The organism is Aureibaculum marinum, assembly GCF_003813905.1.
GTDB lineage: Bacteria > Bacteroidota > Bacteroidia > Flavobacteriales > Flavobacteriaceae > Aureibaculum > Aureibaculum marinum.
The window spans coordinates 169,710-192,189 of record NZ_RPFJ01000003.1; the positions used below are offsets into that span (position 1 = coordinate 169,710).

24 protein-coding genes are annotated in these 22,480 nt (G+C 30.2%); 7 read left to right on the plus strand and 17 right to left on the minus strand.

Annotated elements, in window-relative coordinates; genetic code table 11:
- Position 1: 1 nt before the first annotated feature.
- The 4 genes from EGM88_RS03700 to trhO form a co-directional block, all read right to left on the minus strand.
- A complete protein-coding gene (locus EGM88_RS03700) occupies positions 2–397 on the minus strand; it encodes a pyrophosphohydrolase domain-containing protein (protein ID WP_123896624.1) in 396 nt (131 codons plus the stop codon).
- Positions 398–689: 292 nt separating this feature from the next.
- Positions 690–920: a ferredoxin gene (locus tag EGM88_RS03710; RefSeq protein ID WP_123896626.1), complete on the minus strand. Its 231-nt coding sequence runs from the start codon at positions 918–920 to the stop codon at positions 690–692.
- Between the two features lie 51 nt (positions 921–971).
- Positions 972–2,219, minus strand: a complete 1,248-nt coding sequence (locus EGM88_RS03715; protein WP_123896627.1) for a peptidase U32 family protein — start codon at positions 2,217–2,219, stop codon at positions 972–974.
- Between the two features lie 3 nt (positions 2,220–2,222).
- Positions 2,223–3,254 carry an oxygen-dependent tRNA uridine(34) hydroxylase TrhO gene (trhO, locus tag EGM88_RS03720; RefSeq protein WP_123896628.1) on the minus strand — a complete coding sequence of 344 codons (1,032 nt, stop codon included), beginning with the start codon at positions 3,252–3,254 and terminating at the stop codon, positions 2,223–2,225.
- 228 nt (positions 3,255–3,482) lie between these two features.
- Between trhO and EGM88_RS03725 the strand changes: the two genes are divergently transcribed.
- Positions 3,483–4,490 (plus strand): aspartate-semialdehyde dehydrogenase, encoded by a 1,008-nt coding sequence (locus EGM88_RS03725; protein ID WP_123896629.1) that lies wholly within the window; start codon positions 3,483–3,485, stop codon positions 4,488–4,490.
- Positions 4,491–4,679: 189 nt separating this feature from the next.
- Here EGM88_RS03725 and EGM88_RS03730 read toward each other — a convergent pair whose 3' ends face one another.
- Together EGM88_RS03730 and trxA are read right to left on the minus strand one after the other, a co-directional pair.
- Positions 4,680–5,654, minus strand: coding sequence for a hypothetical protein (locus EGM88_RS03730; protein WP_123896630.1), 975 nt, complete (start codon positions 5,652–5,654; stop codon positions 4,680–4,682).
- A 177-nt stretch (positions 5,655–5,831) separates the two neighbouring features.
- A complete protein-coding gene (gene trxA, locus EGM88_RS03735; RefSeq protein ID WP_123896631.1) occupies positions 5,832–6,191 on the minus strand; it encodes a thioredoxin in 360 nt (119 codons plus the stop codon).
- A gap of 235 nt (positions 6,192–6,426) precedes the next feature.
- Between trxA and EGM88_RS03740 the strand changes: the two genes are divergently transcribed.
- The 4 genes from EGM88_RS03740 (at position 6,427) to EGM88_RS03755 (ending at position 10,546) form a co-directional block, all read left to right on the plus strand.
- The gene (locus tag EGM88_RS03740; RefSeq protein WP_123896632.1) at positions 6,427–6,804 is read left to right on the plus strand and encodes a DoxX family membrane protein; all 378 of its coding nucleotides are present in this window, start codon (positions 6,427–6,429) and stop codon (positions 6,802–6,804) included.
- 91 nt (positions 6,805–6,895) lie between these two features.
- Positions 6,896–9,043: a prolyl oligopeptidase family serine peptidase gene (locus EGM88_RS03745; protein ID WP_123896633.1), complete on the plus strand. Its 2,148-nt coding sequence runs from the start codon at positions 6,896–6,898 to the stop codon at positions 9,041–9,043.
- A 1-nt stretch (position 9,044) separates the two neighbouring features.
- Entirely contained in the window at positions 9,045–9,512 is a 468-nt protein-coding gene (locus EGM88_RS03750) for a hypothetical protein (RefSeq protein WP_123896634.1), read from the plus strand.
- Positions 9,513–9,565: 53 nt separating this feature from the next.
- The gene (locus EGM88_RS03755) at positions 9,566–10,546 is read left to right on the plus strand and encodes an ABC transporter ATP-binding protein (protein WP_123896635.1); all 981 of its coding nucleotides are present in this window, start codon (positions 9,566–9,568) and stop codon (positions 10,544–10,546) included.
- Here the strand turns inward: EGM88_RS03755 and EGM88_RS03760 are convergent.
- The 10 genes from EGM88_RS03760 to EGM88_RS03805 all read right to left on the minus strand — a co-directional run bounded on the left by EGM88_RS03760 (position 10,543) and on the right by EGM88_RS03805 (position 18,545).
- Entirely contained in the window at positions 10,543–10,992 is a 450-nt protein-coding gene (locus EGM88_RS03760; RefSeq protein ID WP_123896636.1) for a GreA/GreB family elongation factor, read from the minus strand. The genes EGM88_RS03755 and EGM88_RS03760 overlap by 4 nt on opposite strands.
- A 51-nt stretch (positions 10,993–11,043) precedes the next feature.
- Positions 11,044–11,607 carry a 4'-phosphopantetheinyl transferase family protein gene (locus EGM88_RS03765; protein WP_123896637.1) on the minus strand — a complete coding sequence of 188 codons (564 nt, stop codon included), beginning with the start codon at positions 11,605–11,607 and terminating at the stop codon, positions 11,044–11,046.
- Positions 11,604–11,858 (minus strand): phosphopantetheine-binding protein, encoded by a 255-nt coding sequence (locus EGM88_RS03770; protein ID WP_123896638.1) that lies wholly within the window; start codon positions 11,856–11,858, stop codon positions 11,604–11,606. The genes EGM88_RS03765 and EGM88_RS03770 overlap by 4 nt, the downstream gene beginning before the upstream one ends.
- 152 nt (positions 11,859–12,010) lie before the next feature.
- Positions 12,011–13,282 (minus strand): beta-ketoacyl-[acyl-carrier-protein] synthase family protein, encoded by a 1,272-nt coding sequence (locus tag EGM88_RS03775; protein WP_123896639.1) that lies wholly within the window; start codon positions 13,280–13,282, stop codon positions 12,011–12,013.
- Between the two features lie 54 nt (positions 13,283–13,336).
- Positions 13,337–13,777 (minus strand): 3-hydroxyacyl-ACP dehydratase FabZ family protein, encoded by a 441-nt coding sequence (locus EGM88_RS03780; protein ID WP_123896640.1) that lies wholly within the window; start codon positions 13,775–13,777, stop codon positions 13,337–13,339.
- Positions 13,778–13,780: 3 nt separating this feature from the next.
- The gene (locus EGM88_RS03785; protein WP_123896641.1) at positions 13,781–14,305 is read right to left on the minus strand and encodes a MepB family protein; all 525 of its coding nucleotides are present in this window, start codon (positions 14,303–14,305) and stop codon (positions 13,781–13,783) included.
- 28 nt (positions 14,306–14,333) lie between these two features.
- Positions 14,334–15,386 carry a type III polyketide synthase gene (locus EGM88_RS03790; protein ID WP_123896642.1) on the minus strand — a complete coding sequence of 351 codons (1,053 nt, stop codon included), beginning with the start codon at positions 15,384–15,386 and terminating at the stop codon, positions 14,334–14,336.
- Between the two features lie 151 nt (positions 15,387–15,537).
- Positions 15,538–16,257: a methyltransferase domain-containing protein gene (locus EGM88_RS03795; protein WP_123896643.1), complete on the minus strand. Its 720-nt coding sequence runs from the start codon at positions 16,255–16,257 to the stop codon at positions 15,538–15,540.
- The gene (locus EGM88_RS03800; RefSeq protein WP_123896644.1) at positions 16,257–17,381 is read right to left on the minus strand and encodes an NAD(P)/FAD-dependent oxidoreductase; all 1,125 of its coding nucleotides are present in this window, start codon (positions 17,379–17,381) and stop codon (positions 16,257–16,259) included. The genes EGM88_RS03795 and EGM88_RS03800 overlap by 1 nt, the downstream gene beginning before the upstream one ends.
- Positions 17,382–17,435: 54 nt before the next feature.
- Positions 17,436–18,545, minus strand: a complete 1,110-nt coding sequence (locus EGM88_RS03805) for an NAD(P)/FAD-dependent oxidoreductase (RefSeq protein WP_123896645.1) — start codon at positions 18,543–18,545, stop codon at positions 17,436–17,438.
- A 137-nt stretch (positions 18,546–18,682) separates the two neighbouring features.
- Between EGM88_RS03805 and EGM88_RS03810 the strand changes: the two genes are divergently transcribed.
- Positions 18,683–19,246 (plus strand): DNA-3-methyladenine glycosylase I, encoded by a 564-nt coding sequence (locus EGM88_RS03810; RefSeq protein WP_123896646.1) that lies wholly within the window; start codon positions 18,683–18,685, stop codon positions 19,244–19,246.
- Positions 19,247–19,312: 66 nt separating this feature from the next.
- Here EGM88_RS03810 and EGM88_RS03815 read toward each other — a convergent pair whose 3' ends face one another.
- On the minus strand, positions 19,313–20,347 hold the full coding sequence (locus EGM88_RS03815; RefSeq protein ID WP_123896647.1) for an SRPBCC family protein: 1,035 nt from the start codon (positions 20,345–20,347) through the stop codon (positions 19,313–19,315).
- A gap of 84 nt (positions 20,348–20,431) precedes the next feature.
- Here EGM88_RS03815 and EGM88_RS03820 point away from each other — a divergent pair, with 84 nt between their 5' ends.
- Positions 20,432–22,456 carry a dipeptidyl-peptidase 3 family protein gene (locus tag EGM88_RS03820; RefSeq protein WP_123896648.1) on the plus strand — a complete coding sequence of 675 codons (2,025 nt, stop codon included), beginning with the start codon at positions 20,432–20,434 and terminating at the stop codon, positions 22,454–22,456.
- Positions 22,457–22,480: the final 24 nt, after the last annotated feature.

The window sequence follows — 22,480 nt, forward strand, 5'->3', positions numbered from 1 at the left end:
TTTAATACTCTTTTTTATCCAAAATTTTACCTATATTAGGTTTAAAGTAATTAGGTCCTTTTAACACTTTGCCATCTTCACGGTAAATAGGATTTCCATCTTCACCTAATTTACTCATATTGCTACGCTGAATTTCATTAAAAACCTCTTCTATTTTATGTTGCATACCATGTTCTATAATTGTACCACATAAGATATATAACATATCTCCTAAGGCATCAGCTACTTCAACTAAATCATTAGCTTGAGCTGCAGCTAAATATTCTTTATTCTCTTCGTCCATTAAATTGAAACGTAATTTTATTTTTGAATGTGATAGATTCGCCACAGGCTTATCCTTAATACCCAAACCAAACGCTTTATGAAATTCTTCTACTGCTTTTATTTTATCTTGCATTATTATTCTATTTTTGTGTTTATAAATATAAGAGAAAAATGTTTAGTAAAGGTCAAGTCGTTTTTGGAATTTTATTCGCTATAGCTTTTGTTATTTTTATAGTTTGGAGTTATAGAAAAGACCTAAAACTTCATAAAATATACTATAAAAAAGTATGGGTTGTTGGACTTACAATTATAATTGTAATCGCTATTTTCGGTGCTTTAACTCATTTTTTACACAATAAATAGGTGTTATTCTTAAAAACAAACAACACACCATTAAAATCGCCCTAATAATTACCTATAAAATTCTAGATTTGTTTTACTGAAATAATCTTAACGGGGCAAGCTTCTTTTGCTTTTAGATTATCTTCAAAAATGGCATCGTCAGGAGATTTTAGCGTAAAGAATCCTTTTTTTTCTTGACTGTGTAACAACACTGATTTTCCATCTTTTTTAGACATTTGAAACTGTAAAGGAGCCAATTCCACACAATAATTACACCCTATACATTTCGCCCTTTGAAGTGTGATTATTACCATAACTTAATAAATTCCTAAAAATAATTAAAAAAGAATACTATAATTACAACATTAAGCTTGAGCATATTCTGTTGCAACTATTTTATAAAGCTTATCAGAAGAACGAATTCTAAACTCTAAAGGTATAGTTACAGAATCTCCTTTAGTAGCAACTTCTCCTTTTTTATCATTAACATACATCTCTTTTATTTCCATTTCTTTTGCTCCTGTAGTTGGACCTGTAACTAAAATGGTATCACCTACTTTAATATCGTAAGCTTCTATTTTAAATTCTCCAATAGTTGCTTTAGGGAAATAATGCATGCCTTTTCCTACATACACCTTTTTCTGAGTAGCGTGTGATCCAGAACCATTACTCCACTCTCCTAATTTTTGTCCTAGATAATATCCACTCCAAAAACCTCTATTGTATACCTTACCCAATTCTTTCATCCAACCAGTTACTTTCTCTTTATCATAAGTACCCTCTTGAATACTATCAATAGCATCTCTGTAACATTTTATTACTTTAGCTACATATTCTGGAGCTCTACCTCTACCTTCAATTTTTAGAACTTTTATTCCTGCATCTACAACTTGATCTAAAAAATCTATTGTACATAAATCTTTCGGAGACATAATATATTCATTATCCAACTCCATTTCAACACCTGTTTCTTGATCTATAACAGTATATTTTTTTCTACAATTTTGTTTACAAGCTCCCCTATTCGCACTTGAATTGTGTGAGTGTAAACTCATATAACATTTTCCAGAAACCGCCATACATAGTGCTCCATGTCCAAATATTTCAATTTCAATTAATCGTCCTGACGGGCCTTTAATTTGCTCTTTCTCAATCTGTTCAGTAATTTTTTTAACTTGACGCAAACTCAATTCTCTACTCAATACAATTGTATCTGCAAATAATGCATAAAACTTAACTGTTTCTAAATTAGTAACATTAATTTGTGTTGAAATATGCACCTCCATTCCAACACTCCTAGCCATAGCGATAACCGCCTGATCCATAGCAATTATTGCGGTAATATTTGCTTCTTTAGCTTTGTTAATAAGTGTTTTTACAATAGATAAATCATGATCATAAATAATGGTATTTAATGTTAGATAAGTGCGAATACCTTTAGCACTACATCTTTTAGAAATTTCAGGCAAATCATCTAAAGTAAAATTTATAGATGCTCTTGCACGCATATTTAATTGTTCTACACCAAAGTAAACAGAATCTGCACCATTATCTATTGCAGCTTGTAAAGATTCAAAATTTCCGGCCGGAGCCATTAATTCAATTTTCTGCATAACCTATTTTTTAAACTTTAATACTTCTGACCTTCCTTTTTTAAATATTTTATTACTATTATGTGTTCCTTTTCTTAAGGCTTTTTGCTCTTCATAAGGCAAATTATAAATTTCTTGACATTTTTCTGAACAACAACCTTCCATTTTTTCTTTGCACGCATCACATTGTATAAATAACAAATGACATGCTTCATTTTTACAATTTACATGAGTATCGCAAGGCTTACCACATTGATGACAGTTGGCAATTACATCATCAGAAATTTTTTCAGCCCTACGATGATCAAATACAAAATTTTTGCCTACAAATTTATTTTCGAGTTTTTCTTCATTTACTTGACGTACATACTCTATAATTCCACCTTCTAATTGAAATACATTCTTAAACCCTTTATGTTTGTAATAGGCACTGGCTTTTTCACAACGAATACCACCAGTACAGTACATTAATAAATTTTTATCTTCTTTATGGTCTCTTAAATCTTCTTCAATAACATCTAAAGAATCTCTAAATGTATCGACATCAGGAGTAATTGCTCCTTCAAAATGACCTATTTCACTTTCGTAATGATTTCGCATATCAACACAAATTGTATTTGGATCTGCCAACAACTTGTTAAACTCTTTTGCCTTCAAATGCACTCCTATATTGGTAACATCAAAAGATGCATCATTTAATCCATCAGCTACAATTTTATCACGAACCTTTACCTTTAGTTTTAAAAATGACATATTATCTTGCTCAACTGCAATATTCAATCTCACATTTTTTAAAAAAGGTATTTGATCTAATTTCTCTTTAAAATCATTGAAGTTATCTGCAGGTACAGATAACTGAGCATTTATACCCTCATGAGCAACATAAATACGCCCTAAAACATCTTGTTCGTTCCAAAGCACAAATAAATGATTTCTAAATAAACTAGGGTTTCCAATTTTGGAATAAGCATAGAAAGACAAGGTTAATCGCTGTTTGCCAGCTTTTTCAATTAACGTTGCTCTTTCTTTGGCACTTAAGGTATTGTACAGTTGCATGCTATACTCAATATTTAAGGTTCAAAGGTAAAATAAAATATATTCACCCTTTTAATATTGAGCGAATTAAGATTTTCTTATAAAATTGCTGCAAAACTAGGGCTTTTCTATCTTTTTTAGAAGAAAATTCAACATTTTAATACAATTTGATAAAAATTCAACTTTTGAAAAAATAAGTTTTAAAGCTATAGAACTTTTTAAGACCTTTGTACTCTAAAAATTAAAATTATGAGAATTGCTGTTGTAGGTGCTACCGGAATGGTAGGTAATGTAATGCTAAAATCATTAGCTGAACGAAATTTTCCTTTAACGGAATTAATTCCTGTTGCCTCTGAAAAATCAGTTGGTAAAAAAGTTGAATTTAAAGGTAAAGAGTATACCATTGTAGGATTACAAGATGCAGTAGATATGCAACCTGATATTGCCTTATTTTCTGCAGGAGGAAGTACTTCTTTAGAGTGGGCTCCTAAATTTGCTGCCGTTGGTACAACGGTAGTTGACAACTCTTCTGCTTGGAGAATGGATGCTACAAAAAAGCTAATTGTTCCTGAAATTAATGCAGATATTTTAACAAAAGAAGATAAGATAATTGCCAATCCTAATTGCTCTACCATTCAAATGGTAATGGCATTGGCTCCATTACATAAAAAATATCAAATTAAACGATTGGTAATTTCTACTTACCAATCTATTACTGGAACCGGTGTAAAAGCTGTTCAGCAATTAGAAAATGAATATAAAGGTGAAAAAGGCGAAATGGCTTATCACTATCCTATTCATAAAAATGCCATTCCTCATTGTGATGTTTTTGAAGAGAATGGTTACACCAAAGAAGAAATGAAATTGGTACGTGAAACTCAAAAAATTTTAAACGATAATACTATTGCTGTTACAGCAACTGCCGTTAGAATTCCTGTTGTAGGCGGTCACAGTGAATGTGTTAATATTGAATTTGAAAATGAATTTGATGTTTCTGAAATAAGAAAATTATTAAGCGAAACACCTGGTGTTACCGTACAAGATAATTTAGATACTAATACGTATCCGATGCCTATTTACGCCCATGGAAAAGATGATGTATTTGTAGGTAGAATTCGTAGAGATTTGTCGCAGCCGAATACTTTAAACATGTGGATTGTTTCTGATAATTTACGTAAAGGTGCTGCTACCAATACAATACAGATTGCAGAATATTTAATTGAACATAACTTATGCCCTTCTACAACTCTTTCTTAAAGAATGTGTAGTTGAATTTAGATAAAACAAATTTATAATTTAATTTGATCCGCCTAAAATAGAATTTTAGGCGTTTTTTTTATAAAAGCACCCAAAACTTAATACTATTAGGCTATTCTATTGTTTATTTTCTACAAGAACAAAGCAATTCATTTATAAAATATTCTTGAAAGAACTATTTCAGCCTTATTAAAATGGAAAATTAATAGATTCTGGATCTATAAAGTCTTTACTGTATGGATTTTCTAGAAAACTATACACTGGTTTTTGAAATTGAAGAATATCTTCCTTTTCAATGCCATATACTTGCCAATAATTAGCAAGTAATTGAGCATAAATATCATTATCCCAAAACCCAAATACAGGTTCTTTACCCTCAGAATTAATTGCTATTTCAATTCCTTGCTCATTACTTTCTATGTTATATTCAGGTTTATATTGTAATATATAATCTGAATAGTGAAATTTGGCATACAACTCTTCAAACTGAATAGGATGTAAAACGTGTCCTTTTATTTTATCTAATAACTCTTTATGACGCTCCGCCAATACACCGTTATCTTGTAAGCATACAATAAAACCAAAACCATTGACTCCAAATTGAAACATTAAATTAACAGTATCGTCTCGGTAGCTAAAAATATCTTTAGAATATTTAAGAGGAAACACAACAATACTCCATGGTTTTTTACCTACAAAAGAAATTGGTTCTATTAAAGATTGTAGCATTAAATGAAAGTAGCCAAAACGTTGCCTAAGTGTAACTGAAAGTTTAAAATTTTCACCTTTAGCTAACAACCTATCTCTTTCATAAATCATTTCGTAATACAACAAACCATAAACTATTCTGCCTGTCCATTGAAAAAGTAATTCTTGATCAAGAGAAGCCATCCCCACATACCCTTTTTTATACGCCTTTTGAATTTCGAAATCTAATGTTTCAAAAGCTTTTTTGACTCTAGCTGAACATGGTAAACGAAGATCTGCATAGGTATATACCTTGCTCTTATCTAGCATTTCAATATGCTCATCTCCAAATTTAAAATGATTCATTAACCACTCTGGAAAAACAGAAATACTATCATTTGTTAAATCTCCAGTAAGGAAGCAAAAATGGTCATCAAAAATCAAATCCGTAAAAGGATTAAAAAGTGGTTGGGACATAAATAATAGTAGTTATTAAGCTTAGATATTTTGCAAATATAGACATAAACAATTGTATACTTTGTTCTCTTTTATTGTAAATTAATTTTATAAAAATTTAACATCACTAATAACAAAAACCTGCTATGTGTTAGCAGGTTTTTATTCTCTCTCAATTACAATGTTAAACAGCTATAGTTATTTCTTCACTTTTAAAACATCCTCTATAATTTGTTCTAATTGCTGTTTTGGTAAAGCTCCTTGAGCCATTTGAGGTTTTTCATCTGTTGGACAAAACAACATAGACGGAATACTTCTAATAGCAAATGCTGCAGAAAGTTCTTGTTCTTTTTCTGTATCTACTTTATAAATATTGATCTTGCCTTTATACTCTTCACTTAACTGTTCTAAAACAGGAGCAATAGCTTTACATGGTCCACACCAATCCGCATAAAAATCTATAATACATGGTAAATCTCCTTCAAATTTCCACTCTTTATTTTTTTCATAATTAAAAACTTTTTCTAAAAAAGTTTCCTTTGTTAATACTTCTGTCATGATTTTTTTTATTTAAATTAACACACTCTAACCCAATAATCAGAGCATTTTTTCCTTTTTGTTGGAAAATAAACTCTATTTTTAATAGTATAACTAGAACAGCACAATAACTATTCCGTAATATTTTTACGGACAAATTGACGGCTTTTTAATTAATTATTATGAAACTAAGGTTACAAACTGTTAGTTTAATATAGATTATACGACTAAATTACCATAACTAAAATAATATATTATGAATACAAAATTAACAATGGTATTAAGAATAGTATTAGGATTAGTACTCGTTATATTCGGAGCTAATAAGTTTTACCCCTTTATGCCTCAACCAGAAGAAATGTCAATAGCAGCCGCAAGTTTTATGCAAGCCTTAAAAGCTACAGGATATATGTTCCCTTTAATTGGAGCAGTTGAAGTTTTCTCAGGACTTCTGCTTCTTTTTAAAAAATCTGTTCCTTTAGCATTACTATTGTTGGCTCCTGTAACAGTTAACATTTTACTTTTTCACATCGCTTTAGAGCCAGCTACACTTGTTCCTGGTTTAGTTATATTGATTATACAAATTATACTGTTTTATGCCTATTGGGATAAATTTAAAACACTATTTAACTGATTATTAACTGTTCTCTAATCTCAAAGCATATTATTTCCGATATGCTTTTTTTATGTACTTTTGTTAGAGTAAAACTAAAAATACTCATTTAATGAAAAATTTCACTTCTCTTATTTTAATTACTATATTAATAATGTCTTGTAAAACTGAAAAAAAAGTAGATGAACAAACCGCTTTAACATATCCTGAAACAAAAAAAGTAGATACCATTACCAACTATTTTGGAACTGAAGTTAAAGATCCTTACCGTTGGTTAGAAGATGATATGTCTGAAGAAACAGGACAATGGGTAGAAGCACAAAACAAAGTTACTTTTGATTATTTAGATCAAATACCTTATCGTGATGCCCTAAAAAAACGTTTAGAAAAATTATGGAATTACGAGAAAGTAGGTTCTCCTTTTAAGGAAGGTGATTATACCTATTTTTACAAAAATGATGGTTTACAAAACCAATATGTAGTTTATCGTCAAAAAGAAGATGAAGAGCCAGAAGTATTTTTAGACCCCAATACTTTTTCTGAAGACGGAACCACCTCTTTGGCGGGATTGTCTTTTTCTAAAAATGGAAAATTTGCTGCCTACTCTATTTCTGAAGGTGGTTCGGATTGGAGAAAAGTTATTGTTATAGATGCCATAACAAAAGATATTAAAGAAGATACTTTAATTGATGTAAAATTTAGTGGTATTTCTTGGAAAGGAAATGAAGGTTTTTACTATTCAAGCTATGATAAACCTGAAGGAAGTGAATTATCAGCCAAAACAGATCAACATAAATTATATTATCATAAATTAGGCACTTCACAAAAAGATGATGAACTAATTTTTGGTGGTACTACCTCTGAAAAAAATAGATATGTTGGAGGAAGTGTTACTGAAGACGATCGATATCTTATAATATCAGCATCAACCTCAACCTCTGGAAATAAATTGTTTATTAAAGATTTACAAGATAAAAACAGTAAATTAAAAACTATTGTAGATGATTATGATAGTGATTCTTATGTAATTGAAAATATTGGCAGTAAATTATATATTGTTACCAATAGAAATGCTCCTAATAAAAAAATTGTAACTGTTGATGCTTCAAATCCAACTCCAGAAAATTGGAAAGATTTTATCCCTGAAACAGAAAATGTACTAACTCCTAGTACGGGTGCAGGATATTTTTATGCCAACTATATGGTAGATGCAGTTTCTAAAGTTTTACAATATGATATGAATGGGAAATTAATACGAGAAGTAAAATTACCCGGAGTAGGTTCTGCTGGAGGTTTTGGAGGAAAAAAAGATGCTAACGAATTGTATTTTTCATTTTCAAATTATATTACTCCTGGTACTATTTATAAATTAGATCCTACAACTGGAGAATATGAAGTTTATAAAAAACCTGAGATTTCAGGTTATGACCCTGCTAATTTTGAATCAAAACAAGTTTTTTACACTTCAAAAGATGGTACAAAAGTACCGATGATTATTACACATAAAAAAGGATTAGAATTAAACGGTAAAAACCCTACAATTCTTTATGGATATGGTGGGTTTAACATCAGTTTAACACCTAGTTTTAGCATTGCTAATGCTGTTTGGTTAGAACAAGGTGGTGTTTATGCTGTACCTAATTTAAGAGGTGGTGGTGAATATGGTAAAGCTTGGCACGATGCAGGTACTCAGTTAAAAAAACAAAATGTTTTTGATGATTTTATTGCAGCGGCAGAATATTTAATCGCAAATAAATATACATCATCAGATTATTTGGCCATCCGTGGTGGTTCTAATGGAGGACTTTTAGTCGGAGCAACTATGACACAACGACCAGATTTAATGAAAGTTGCTTTACCAGCTGTTGGCGTATTAGATATGCTTAGATATCATACTTTTACCGCTGGAGCAGGATGGGCTTACGATTACGGAACTGCAGATCAAAGTAAAGAAATGTTTGAATATTTAAAAGGATATTCTCCAGTACATAATGTAAAAGAAGGAGTTCATTATCCTGCTACATTAATTACCACTGGCGATCATGATGACAGAGTAGTACCTGCTCATAGCTTTAAATTTGCTGCTGAATTACAATCAAAACAAACAGGAAATAATCCTACATTAATTAGAATAGAAACTAATGCAGGTCACGGTGCCGGAACTCCTGTAGCAAAAACTATTGAGCAATACGCAGACATCTTTGGGTTTACACTTTACAATATGGGCATTAAAGAATTAAAAACTGATTTTAAAGATTAATTTGAAAAACAACCTTTTTTTTATTGAAGAAATGTCCATCTTTAAAAAGATCTTCTTTTCTGTAATATTCGGATTAGGCATATTTTTCCTTTTTTCTGGTGGTATCATATACGGTTTTGTTATTATGGGTATTGCTATTAATTTCTTAATGCAAAAAGGAGTTGAATTGGACTTACCTAACATGAAATATAGAGAACTAATGTCTTGGTATGGAATTAAATTTGGCAAATGGAAGCAATTGCCCGACATCGAATACATCTCCATATTTGAGACCAAAAAATCAAGTAGATTTAGAGCTGGAGGAGGAAATGCTACTTATATTTCTGAGGTAATATTTAAACTTAACATGTTCTACCAACGAAATAAACACATAACATTACTTGCTACAAAAAATAAAGATAAGGTTATGGAAATTGCAACTATTATTTCACAAGAATTGAATGTGCAATTAAATATTGCCACAAAGTAATTTTAATTATTATTTAAAATCTCAACGTTGACAGAATCAACAAAGAACCAATAATGCTACAAATTAAAAATATATCCTTTAGCTACCATAAAAGTCCAATTTTACAAAACATTAGTTTTACTGTAAATGAAGGTGAAGTTTTAGCCATTGTAGGAGAAAGTGGTTCTGGTAAAAGTACCTTGTTAAAATTACTTTATGGAGAATTTGATTTAGACGAAGGACAACTATTTTGGAAAGACAAAGAAATTCTAGGTCCTAAGTTTAATTTAATTACAGGACCTGACTATATGAAATTTCTTTCTCAAGAATTCGATTTAATGCCTTCTACTACTGTAGAAAAAAATATAGGTGAGTTTCTATCTAATTTTTATCTGAAAGAGAAAAAAAAACGCACTGACGAATTAATCAAAGTAGTAGAATTAGAAGACTTTGCTAAAACTAAAGTTAGGTTTTTAAGTGGCGGACAAAAACAACGAGTTGCGTTAGCTAAAGCTTTGGCAAACCAACCAGAAGTATTATTATTAGACGAACCTTTTAGTCATATTGATAATTTCAGAAAACGTAGTTTAAGAAGAAATCTATTTGCTCATTTAAAAAAAAATAACATTACTACAATTGTAGCAACTCACGATCAAGAAGATGTACTTTCGTTTGCTGATAAAATGCTAATAATACATAAGGGTAAAAAGATTGAAATGGATACTCCTCAACAATTGTATAATAATCCAAAAAATAAACTAGCAGCTTCTTTTTTCTCAGAATTTAATGAGTTTAAACTTTCAGAAATCACAGATACCAATCAAAATGATATTATTTTTGTTTATACTCACGAAATTAAACGTGTTGAAAAATCAAAATTTAAAGCCATTGTCAAAAATTCTTATTTTAAAGGAAATTATTATTTAATTGAAGCTGAATTTAATAATAGAAATATATTTTTTGAACATGATAAAAAATTAGACACAAATCAAACAGTATGTTTTAACATTAACATTGGCATTTTAGAAAAAAGATTAACTAAGAAAGTACATTAAATTACCTTTTCTATAAACATTTTACCGTTAAATTCTAGTTGATCACCTTCTCTTTTTCCTAATAAAAGTCTCCCGATAGGCGAAGCAATAGAAACAGCATAATAGATTGTATTGTTTATTTTAATTTCACCAGCACTTATTGCCAAAAAGTAGTTGTTATTATTTGTAATCACTAAACTACCTAACTTGATAACTGTTGTAGTATCTGCCAGTACTACTCTGTCTAAAGTAGTTTTCATTTGGTTGATAATACCCAATTGCTGTCCAGCTTTTTCCATTTCCAATTGTAACATAGCTCTACCTGTTTCATGTTTATCTCCTGCACTACTTTTGGTTTCCGAATGTAATGCCTGTTTGTTAGAAGAAATAGTTTCTTTAATAGTTTGTTCTCGTTGTAAAACGTAACTTTTACAAGCTTCAAAAAGTTGTTGTTTAATTTTTTTCATACTAAATTATAACTATAAAATGCCTTGATTTATGAATACACAATGTACGTTTCAAGAGAAGGCATAGGCTCCAAAATAACCGTGATGAGACATAGAAATTGAATTGATTTTTGGATGTATTACAAACGGAATTCCCTTATTATTTTTTTCAATCTTAAGCTGATCAAATGGAATGTTAAATTTATTAGAAATAGCAGATTTTAATTGGTTGTACACTGTATTATGCTGTACTGTGTAACTGTTATTTTTTAACATAAAAATATTAGTAGTAATATTCTCTTCCTTAGTTAAAGAGGCAATTGTATGAATGCTTTTTTGAGAAATTTTTGAAGTTACATAATACGTTGTACCGTCTATACAAACTGTATTTTGAGAGTTATTAATTGTACATACAAATTTCTTGGGAGCAAAAAAACGAGTATTATTTTGTTGGCAATAAACTTTATACACACTTTCTTTCATGCTCCATAATAACCAAACGGCTTTAAAAGAATCTGTTGCATTATTAATTATATACTGTTCTTGTTTTGTAAAAATTTTATTTAAAAATCCTATTCTGCACCAATCACTTTGTTTTTTAGCAACGGCAAGATCTACAACGTCATTACCAATCATTTTTCAGCTAGTTTAGATTCTATAATTTTTATTGCATCTTTAACAGAAAGCATTTTTTCCATTGCATCGTTGTCAATTTCTATATCAAATTCATCTTCTAAATCTAAAACAATATCTACCAAATTGGCCGAATTTATTTTTAAATCGTTTATAAAATCTGTTTCTTTTGTTAAGTTAACAAAAGCAACTTCATCTTGAATATAAGGTTTTACTATCCTTTTTAGCGATGTTATTAATGATTCTTTCTCCATTGTTTTAAGTTCTTTAAAGGATTTTTATTTCTATGTTTAATTTTGTACTTAACCACAAGGATTACTAAGGCTGCTCACAAGGTATACTCTGAAATTATATTTTTAAATTTTATTTATCATTCTTAGCTGTCTTAGTACCAAACTTTGCATGCCTAGTGGTTAAACCTTTTAAAAATGACACAAGCATTTACATCTCCAAATCCAAAACTAGCTTTTGCTATCAAATTTAACTCTTTTTGGATACGCTTTCTCGGAATTTTACTAATATCTATTACTTTTAAGATTTCGGGGTGCACCTCTTCACAATTAATAGTTGGTGCAATAAAACCTTCTTTTAATTGAATTATTGATGCAACACTTTCAATAGCACCTGCCGCGGCTAAACAATGCCCAATCATAGATTTAGTAGATTGAATATACGGAAACTTGTTTGTTTCTATGGCTAATGCTTTTATCCAATTTCTAATTTCTTCAGGATCTTTAATAGTAGCGGTTAAATGTCCATTAATTAAGTCAATATCTCTAGCGTTAATATGAGCATCATTAATCGCTTCACTAATACATCTTTGAACGGCATTGGAATTTGGTGCAGTCATTGTACCTCCATTGCGTTGTCCACCAGAATTAACTGCCCCTCCTAAAACTTCAGCATAAATAATTGCTTTTCTTTCCAATGCACTTTCTAAAGACTCTAACAATAAAGCTCCTGCCCCACTTCCTGGCACAAATCCCGACGCACTTGTACTCATAGGCCTAGAACCTTCTGTAGGACAATCATTGTATTTATAAGTCATTACTCGCATTGCATCAAACCCTCCCCAAAGATATGGCCCATGGTCACTACAACTACCCACTAACATTCGTTTTGCTTTTCCATTTTTTATCCGTTCATATCCCATCAAAATAGCTTCGGTACCCGTTGAACACGCTGAAGAATTGGTGGTTACCTGATTTCCTAACCCTAACATGCCACCCAAATAAGCACTAACTCCACTAGCCATAGTTTGAGCAACAACTGTACTTCCTAAACGCCGAACTTGTTTATCGTCTAGTTTATAAATGGCTTCTCTAAATTTTTCAACACCTGAAGTTCCTGTTCCGAAAATTGTACCACTATCAAAATCAACTTTCTTATCATTTATAGGTAATCCCGAATCTTTCCATGCATCTATTGCAGCAATACATCCATACAAAATTCCTGAACTATTAAAGTTCCGTAATTGTAAATCAGTAAAATATTTGGCTTTTTTTTCTTTTGTTACTTTAGGAATACCCCCTATACAACAAGAAAAATTTAAGTCTGCTAACTCTTGATGAAATTCAATACCTGAAATACCATTTTTTAGTGCATGGGTAAAATTAGAAATACCTACACCATTAGGAGCAACTACACCAAGACCTGTTATAACGACTCTTTTTTTCATAAACTTAATTACTACATTTATTTAGTACTATTTAATTTAGTCTCATAAACAAGGTTAGTTATAAGTAATCATTCCCGCAATAACACCACGACAAACTAACTTCTTATCTTCATTAATAATTTTAACACTGCATTTTAACTTGTTAAATCTAAAATATTCTTTTTCCGAAACAACAGTTACTTTATCTCCAGGAAAAACAGGAAGATAAAAATCAACTGCTTGAGAAGTCAAAGCTATTTTTGTTTTGTTCTCAATGGAAATTTCATTTCTCATTAAATAAACTCCTAAACAAACTACACCAATTTGAGCCATAACTTCAGTTAAAATAACACCTGGTGTAATAGGATTATCTTTAAAATGACCTTGATAAAAATATTCCTCGTTTTTAAAAGTATAATTCCCTATAATTCCATTTTCTGAAATTTCAGTAAGCTCATCAACAAATAAAAAAGGCTGCTGGTATGGTAATAAAGCTATAATTTTATTTGATGTCATATTTTAATTTCCATTTAGATTAAAAAAAGCTATTGCCTTATCTCTATTTATAGAATTATTTTTTAAAGCTAAAAAATATTTCAGCTGCCATTCTTGTGTAGTTATTGCTTGTTTACTTTTTGTTATAACCCACGGCGGATAGACTCTAAAACCTCTTTTACCTTCTTTATTTTTAGTGGATACAATTCCATTAGCTACAAGGACCGATTTTGGAAAAACAAATTGACCAAATTCAGATTCATTACTTACAGAAACAATTATAAAATTAAAATTATCATCGATACAAAACGGTTCTATTTTTTCTTGTGCATTTCTTTTCCATATGGTAACAAATTGTCCTACTTTAGAGGGTGTTGTCTTTGCCTTTCTAAAGATAACTTTTTGATTATTAATTTCAAAGCTACAAGCCCAATATGCTAAACTTTCTTTTTCAAATTCAAGATTGCTAAACTTATATTTCGACGGAATTAATTCTTGAATTAAAGAGAGTTTTTCTACTACATTTTTATGAATACAGCCTTCTTTCATTTTTCCTTTTTGTTACATTCAAATTTATTTACCATTTTAACAAAACTCTTTGTGCTGAAAATCCAGGACCAAAACTCAACATTAATCCAATATCACCTTTTGGAAGGTTTTTATCCATAAAGCGTTCAAGCACATACAAAACTGTTGCACTAGACATGTTTCCGTATAATTGTAACACTTCTTTAGTGTCGTCTATATTTTTACCGAATATCCCAAATAAATCTTCAACAGTTTGCACTATTTTTTTCCCTCCAGGATGAAAAATAAGATGATTTACATCTGTAATTTCTAATTTATTTTTCTCTAAAAAAGGATAAATAATATTAGGAAAATGATTAGCAATAGTTTCTGGAACAGATTTATCTAAAATCATTTGTAGACCAGTATTTCGCAATTTAAACCCCATCATATTTTCAGAATCGTAAAAATGATACATAGCATCATCGAGTATTTCAGGTCCCTCTTCATTTTCGTAAGAAGACAAAATTACAGAAGCAGCACCATCTCCAAAAATTGCAGCACTTACAATATTTACCATTGAAAAATCTTCCAATTGAAAAGTAGCTGTTGGAGATTCAACTGCAATTACCGCTGCTCGTCTATTAGGATTTGATTTTAAAAAATTTTTAGCATATATAATACCTGAAACACCTGCTGCACAACCCATTTCTGTAACTGGCAAACGCACAATATCTTGGCGTAATTGTAATCGATTAATTAGATATGCATCTAAAGAAGGAATCATAATTCCTGTACAACTAACCGTAATAATAAAATCAATATCTTTAGGTTGTAAATTTGCCTTTTCTAGCGATTTTTTCAATGCCAATTCTGCAATTTTTATAGACTCTCTAACATAAATATCATTTTTTTCTTCAAAAGAAGAGTTTAAAAAAACTTCATGAGCATCCATAATAGAATACCGTTTATCGACACCTGCATTTTCAAATATCTTAAGTACTTTTCGTTGAAAACGTTTATCTTGACCTGTCAACCAAGTTTTAACATAAGGTAATATCTCCTTGGTAGTTCTAGTATATTTAGGCAACTGTTTTGCTACTGATCTTATTTTAACACTCATTATTATTAATTTGTGATTTTTAAAAAAAATTTTCTTAAAACTTAAGTATGCTTTTTTATTGAAATTTAGAATCTAAAAAAGCACTCCTAAATTCTCTTGAAGAAAACAACAAAATGGATGTTTATCTCTTATTTAAAATCATGCATTAGTTTTACTTCGGTATTCTCTTTATAATCCATTGAAACCGAAATGCCCATCTCCATTTTATTTCAGCATTAGCTTTCAGTTTTTCTGACAATGCGTAGAGTTCTTTTCTTTTAAACCCTCTTAAAATAGAGGTTAATCCATCTTCTTTTACCATTGGATTTTTTATAAACAAAGTCAACCCCTTAAAAAGATAATATGCCAATCGATGTCTATGTAAATCATTAACAATAATTCCTAATTTAGCTATTTTTAATTGACTAGAAAGTAAATTTACCAGTTCATTTTCTTTAAAATGATGATAAAACAAAGTTGCTAAAACCAAATCATAGTTTAACAATTTAAAATCTTCTGAAAAAACATCTTGTTGAAGATAGGTAATTTCTGGGTAATTTTTTGATAATTTTTTAGCATAATTAATTGTAAAAATATTTGCATCGATACCAATTAATTTAAACTTATAATGCTTCTTTTTTAAATATCTATATACAATTCGAAGCATATCTCCATTACCACAGCCCAAGTCAATTACTGTAAATTCTTTATTTTTTGGATAATTTTTTAGTAACTTTTTAATTCCATTTAATGTAACACGATTACCGCCTAACCATTTGTTAATTGTTGCTAATTGGTCTAACGTATTGTAAAGACAATCTCCTTTCAAGGAAAAATCATCCATAATTTCAAGTACATTACTTCTATATTTTGTTTCAATAAAAAAGCCCATTATAGCATAAGTGGTTTACCATGAGTTTGTTTTATAATTTTAGGCAATAAATTCGGAAATCTTTGTACCCCATATAACATTAATTCTGATACAACATCCATTTTAAATAAACTCGCAATAACTTTTCCTGTTTTTAAGCGAAATTTAAACTCATTACTCCATTGTTGAGTATAAAATTGTTCCAATTTATTTCGTGATATTTTCTGGTTCAAATATGCAAAAATCAATTCGGAGGCCATTTTAGCACTATGAATAGCCATACTCATTCCATTGCCACACAAGGGATGAATCATACCAGCGGTATCACCACACATAATAATATGATTCTCTACAGGCTTTTTTGATGAAAAGGAAACTTGCCCAATGGTTAGAGGGTTTTCAAAAACAGGAATTGAATTTTCAAAAACCTCCTTTAAATAGGTATTTTTATAAAGTACATTCTTCTGAAAATCATTAATATTTTTATACTTCTTAAAAAACTTATAATTAGAAATATAACATAAATTAATATGGTTATTCTCTACTTTTGAAACCCCACAATAGCCTCCTTTAAAATTATGAAGAGCAACTAAATCGTCTGGAAAATTTCCTTTTGCATGCGTTTTTACTGCCAAATATGGCGATTCATTTTTTATAAAGTTCCTATTTAATTTCACATCTATATTTGATCGTTTTCCATAAGAGCCAATAACAATTTTTGAATTTAATTCTCTTTCATTTTTAGTAACAATAGTAAAAGTATCATTTTGAAAAGAAACCTCAATAACTGTATCTCGGAGTATTTCCACTCCATTTTTAATAACTTTTTGAGCCAGTGAATAATCCAAGCAATATCTACTTATTCCAAATCCCCCTAATGGTAATTTAGCTTGCATTAACTTACTTTTTACTGTGCTGATAGCAACATTGGTTATTTTTTTGGCTCCAAACTCCAAGGGGTTAAAGCCTAAAAACTTCAAATAAGGTAACACTTCATTTGAGACATACTCTCCACAAACCTTATGGCTTGGATACTCATTTTTTTCTATGACCAACACCTCAATACCATACTTTGAAAGATGCAAAGCACTTACTAAACCTGCTAACCCTCCACCAATTATTATTACATCTTTACTCTGGTCCATAATTTAATACTTAAAAACAACATTTTTAGGTTGTTTAACCGTAACGAAAAAAAATTAATCCGTTAATGAAGCCAACTCCTTCCCTACTAAAAATCCAATAGCAATTCCCATTCCTCCAAGACGAACACCACAAAACACGCGATTACTAATTTGTTTTACGATTGCCTTTTTTTTATTTCCTACTCCCATAATACCACTCCACCTATAGTCAATCTCAATAGTATGGTTTGGCAATATAACCATTGACAATATTCTTTCTAACACCTTTTGAATTAATTCTGTTTGTCCAAATTCAACAGTTTGCTCGGTATCAAAATCTAAATTTCTTCCCCCACCCAGTAAAATTCTATCATCAATATTTCTAAAATAAAAATACCCTTTATCTAAATGAAAAGTACCTTTAATTGCTAAATTTTTAATTGGTTTGGTAATTAAAACTTGTGCACGTGCTGGTTTTACATCTACTTTTAACAATTGACTTACAAAACCATTAGTGGCAATCAATAATTTTTTAGAAGAAATGGCACCTATAGTCGTTTTAATTTTTATTTCATTTATCGTTTCTGAATAGTTTTCTACAGTACAATTATTAAGAATTTTCACTCCTTTTTCCTGTACTTTTTGTAATAGTACGGACATCATTTTTCCAGTATCTATCTGTCCCTCAAACTGATTAAATGCCAATTGATTCTGTACTTTTGAAAAACAAAATTTATCTTCAACAAAAGAAAATACTTCTTTTTTAAATATAGGCATTAATAGTTTATTTATAGTATCTTTTTTATTAAAACACTCAGCAAATACGGCAGAATTATAAAACAATTCATAACCACCAAGCTGACAAAAATCAATAGCATTATCTCCTAAAGTTTTTCTTAATAAAGCTAATCCTTGCCAACGTTTTTGTACCAATTCAAAAACTTCTAATTCAGTATGTATTTTTAAATCATCAATAATCTCTGAAAGACTACCAAAACAAGCAAACCCAGCATTTTTTGTACTCGCCCCTTGAGGCAGCCGCCCTTTTTCAAGGATAAGAATAGTAGACTTTGGATGTTTTTCCTTTAAAAACAACGCCGTACTTAATCCTACAATACCACTACCAACAATGGTAAAATCAACATTTGATAACCATGATTTTATTTCCCAATAACTTAACTTCATTTGTAGTTATATTTTTTAAAGATAAAATATTTTTTTCACCCTTACACAGAGTTTATCCATAACACTCTTTAAAAAGCAGTTGAAGTTACTGAGTTATATCAAATAAAATTTATATTTGAGTTCTAAACTTACAATTAATGAATAAAAATAGATGTACTTGGTGTGGTAATGACCCTTTATACATAGCCTATCATGATAAAGAATGGGGAGTGCCAGTGTATGATGATGACACCTTATTTGAATTTTTAATTTTAGAAACTTTTCAAGCCGGATTAAGTTGGATTACCATTCTTCGCAAACGAGAAAACTTTAGAAAAGCATTTGATAATTTTGATTATACTAAAATTGCAACCTACAACGAAGACAAGTATGAATCTCTATTACAAGATCAAGGAATTATAAGAAATAAATTAAAAATAAAAGCTACCATCTCTAATGCACAAGCATTTTTAAATGTACAAAAAGAATTTGGTTCTTTCTCAAAATATATTTGGTCCTTTACTAATGGCAAACCTATAAAAAATAACTATAAAAACATGTCTGATATTCCTGCTACCACTGCTTTATCAGATATTATTTCTAAAGACTTAAAAAAACGTGGGTTTAAATTTGTGGGCAGTACCGTTATTTATGCTCACATGCAAGCTACAGGGATGGTTAACGATCATGTAGTAGATTGTTTTAGATATAAAGAAGTCTAATAAACTCAAACCATCGCAAACTCAAAATTTTAAAAAGCCAACTACCTTTTAATTGAAAGAATACACTTATGGTTTTTCTTCTTTAATTGGCACAAATATTTCTGTACGTAAATTTGCAGGGTTTGCCGTGTTTGATGGTGTATTTAAATATACTTCTATTGCCGGAGCAATTTCTAGCTGTTCTAAATTATTATCTCCAATATACTTATAAGCAGTATTCCAAGCTTCTTTTGAATTTTTATAATCACCTTTTAAAGTAGTTTTTACCGCAATAAAAGGTTTTAGAAATCCTGTTAAAATACCACTATCACTACTTGTAATAACACGTTCTGTTACAGGAACTGCAACAGACATAATAACAGCATTATTTTCAGAATCAAAAGTATGATATATTGTAAATGGAGGACCTGCGGTAGTAATATTATTATTTTCAACATAAGAAATAACCTTAGGCATCATCTCAGCAAATTTCTGAGGTAATTCTTCCATTTTACAAGAAGTAGATTGGTATAAATAATAACCTCCACCATGGGTAGTAACTCCATTAACGGTGATGCTATATTCTTGCATCTTAGCATTTACCACACTATCTAATTTAATTAAACCAAGTACGTAATCAGGACCTACTTGTTTGTCTATACCTCCATTAAATGCCATAAATGCTTTAGACTTAAAATCTAATTCACCTGTCATACCCCATGTTACTACGGTACCATTTTTTTTAGGGTTTAACTTCCAATATACATTAGAACTAGACTCCCATGGTTTAATAAATGTTATTTTTTGACTAATACTATCCTCTAACACGGATAATGTTTCCATATTTCCCTCTCCAATAATTTCTCCAGACCAACTATATGTGGCTCCAACACCACTTGTTTTAGCTCCATAAGCAACTGTAGCATTTGGGTCTTGACCAAGCCATGGCGACCATTCTGGCCAAGATTTATAATCATTTATAATATCAAAAACAACCTCGGCAGGAGCTTCAATTACTCTGGTTCGTTTTACATGATAATTATTTTCTAAGGTAGCAATATAGATAGATCCTGCTACTATCATTAAAAGTAACAATAGCAATATATATTTTAACACTTTCATTAGATACAATTTTGAATAATTACAAATATATTGATTTATAGCTATTTTCCCTATTTTTGCATAAATAATAAATCTATATCAAATATGAAAGCCAACTATTTTTTAAGCATTTTTTTAGTAGTCATTTTAATAATTTCATGTGATAAAAAAGCTGAAAACAAAACTGAAGATGCAGTAAGTACAGAAAATAAAGAGTTGAAAACGGAAGTTGAACAGTTTGCTGATATTAAAATTTTAAGGTATCAAATACCTGGTTTTGAAAACTTAACCTTAAAAGAAAAAAAATTAGTTTATTATCTAAGTCAAGCTGGATTGGCAGGTAGAGATATTATGTGGGATCAAAACTATCGCCACAACTTACAAATTAGAAATGCCTTAGAAAAAATATATACTTCTTTTGACGGTGATAAATCTACCCAAGATTGGAAAAATTTTGAAATTTATTTGAAACGTGTTTGGTTTTCTAATGGAATCCATCATCATTATTCAACCATTAAAATAAAACCAGATTTTTCAAAAGACTATCTCAATAAATTATTAAAAGAAACAAATACTACTCTTACTTCTGAAATTGTTGATATACTCTTTAATGATAAAGACACAAAAAAAGTAAATCTTTCTAAAGATGCCGATATTGTATTAGAATCTGCTGTAAACTTTTATGGTCCAGATGTAACTACAAAAGATGTTGAGAATTACTACAACGCTATTAAAGTAGACAAAACACAGCCTATTGAAAAAGGATTAAACTCTAAACTTATAAAAGAAAATGGAAAATTAGTTGAACAAGTTTACAAATCAGGAGGTTTATATGGAGCTGCTATTGATGAAATTATTAAATGGTTAACCAAAGCCCAAGAGGTTGCAGAAAACGAAAATCAAGCTAAGGCGATAGGCCTTTTAATTGAATATTATAAGACTGGCGATTTACACACTTGGGATGAATACGCAATTGCATGGGTAAACTCTACTGAAGGAAATATAGACTGGATTAATGGATTTATAGAAGTTTATAACGACCCAAAAGGCTATAAAGGTTCGTATGAAAGTATAGTTCAAATAAAAGACTTTGAAATGTCTAAAAAAATGTCTGTATTGTCTGAAAATGCTCAATGGTTTGAAGACAATTCTCCTTTAATGGAAGAGCATAAAAAGAAAAATGTTGTAGGGGTTTCTTATAAAACAGTAAATGTTGCTGCTGAAGCTGGTGATGCCTCACCTAGTACACCTATTGGAGTTAACTTACCTAATAACAACTGGATTAGACAAGACCATGGCAGTAAATCTGTTTCTTTAGGTAATATAATTGCTGCTTATAATGCTGCTGGTGGAACAGACCGACTTAAAGAGTTTGCCCATGACCCAGAAGAAATTGCATTAGAAGAAGAATATGGCAAACAAGCCGACAAATTACACACTGCTTTACACGAAGTTATAGGTCATGCCTCAGGTCAAATAAATAAAGGTGTAGGTACTCCAAAAGAAACCTTAAAATCCTATAAATCTACAATAGAAGAAGGAAGAGCAGACTTGGTTGGTTTGTATTATTTATACGATTCAAAAATACAAGAATTAGGCTTAGTTGATAACTGGGAGAACATAGGTAAAGCCGCCTACGATGGTTATATTAGAAATGGACTTCTTACACAATTGGTAAGACTTGAATTAGGAGATGATGTTGAAGAAGCTCATATGAGAAATAGACAATGGGTTTCTGCTTGGGCTTACGAACAAGGCAAAAAAGATAATGTTATTGAAAAAGTAGAAAAAGACGGCAAAACCTATTATAATATTAATGATTATGCCAAATTAAGAGAAATCTTTGGTAAACTATTAAGAGAAACACAACGTATTACCTCTGAGGGTGATTATGAAGCTGCTATGAATTTGGTAGAAACCTATGGTGTAAAAGTTGATCAGAAAATTCACAAAGAAGTTTTAGAACGTAATAGCAAATTTAAATCAGCTCCATACAGTGGTTTTGTAAATCCTGTTTTAGTACCTGAAATGGATGAAAATGGAGAAATTATAGATATAAAAGTTACGCAACCAGAAAGTTTTGCAAGTCAGATGTTAGACTACGCTAAAACCTATGAGTTTTTAAAATAAAAATGCTTAATATGGTTAATGTTT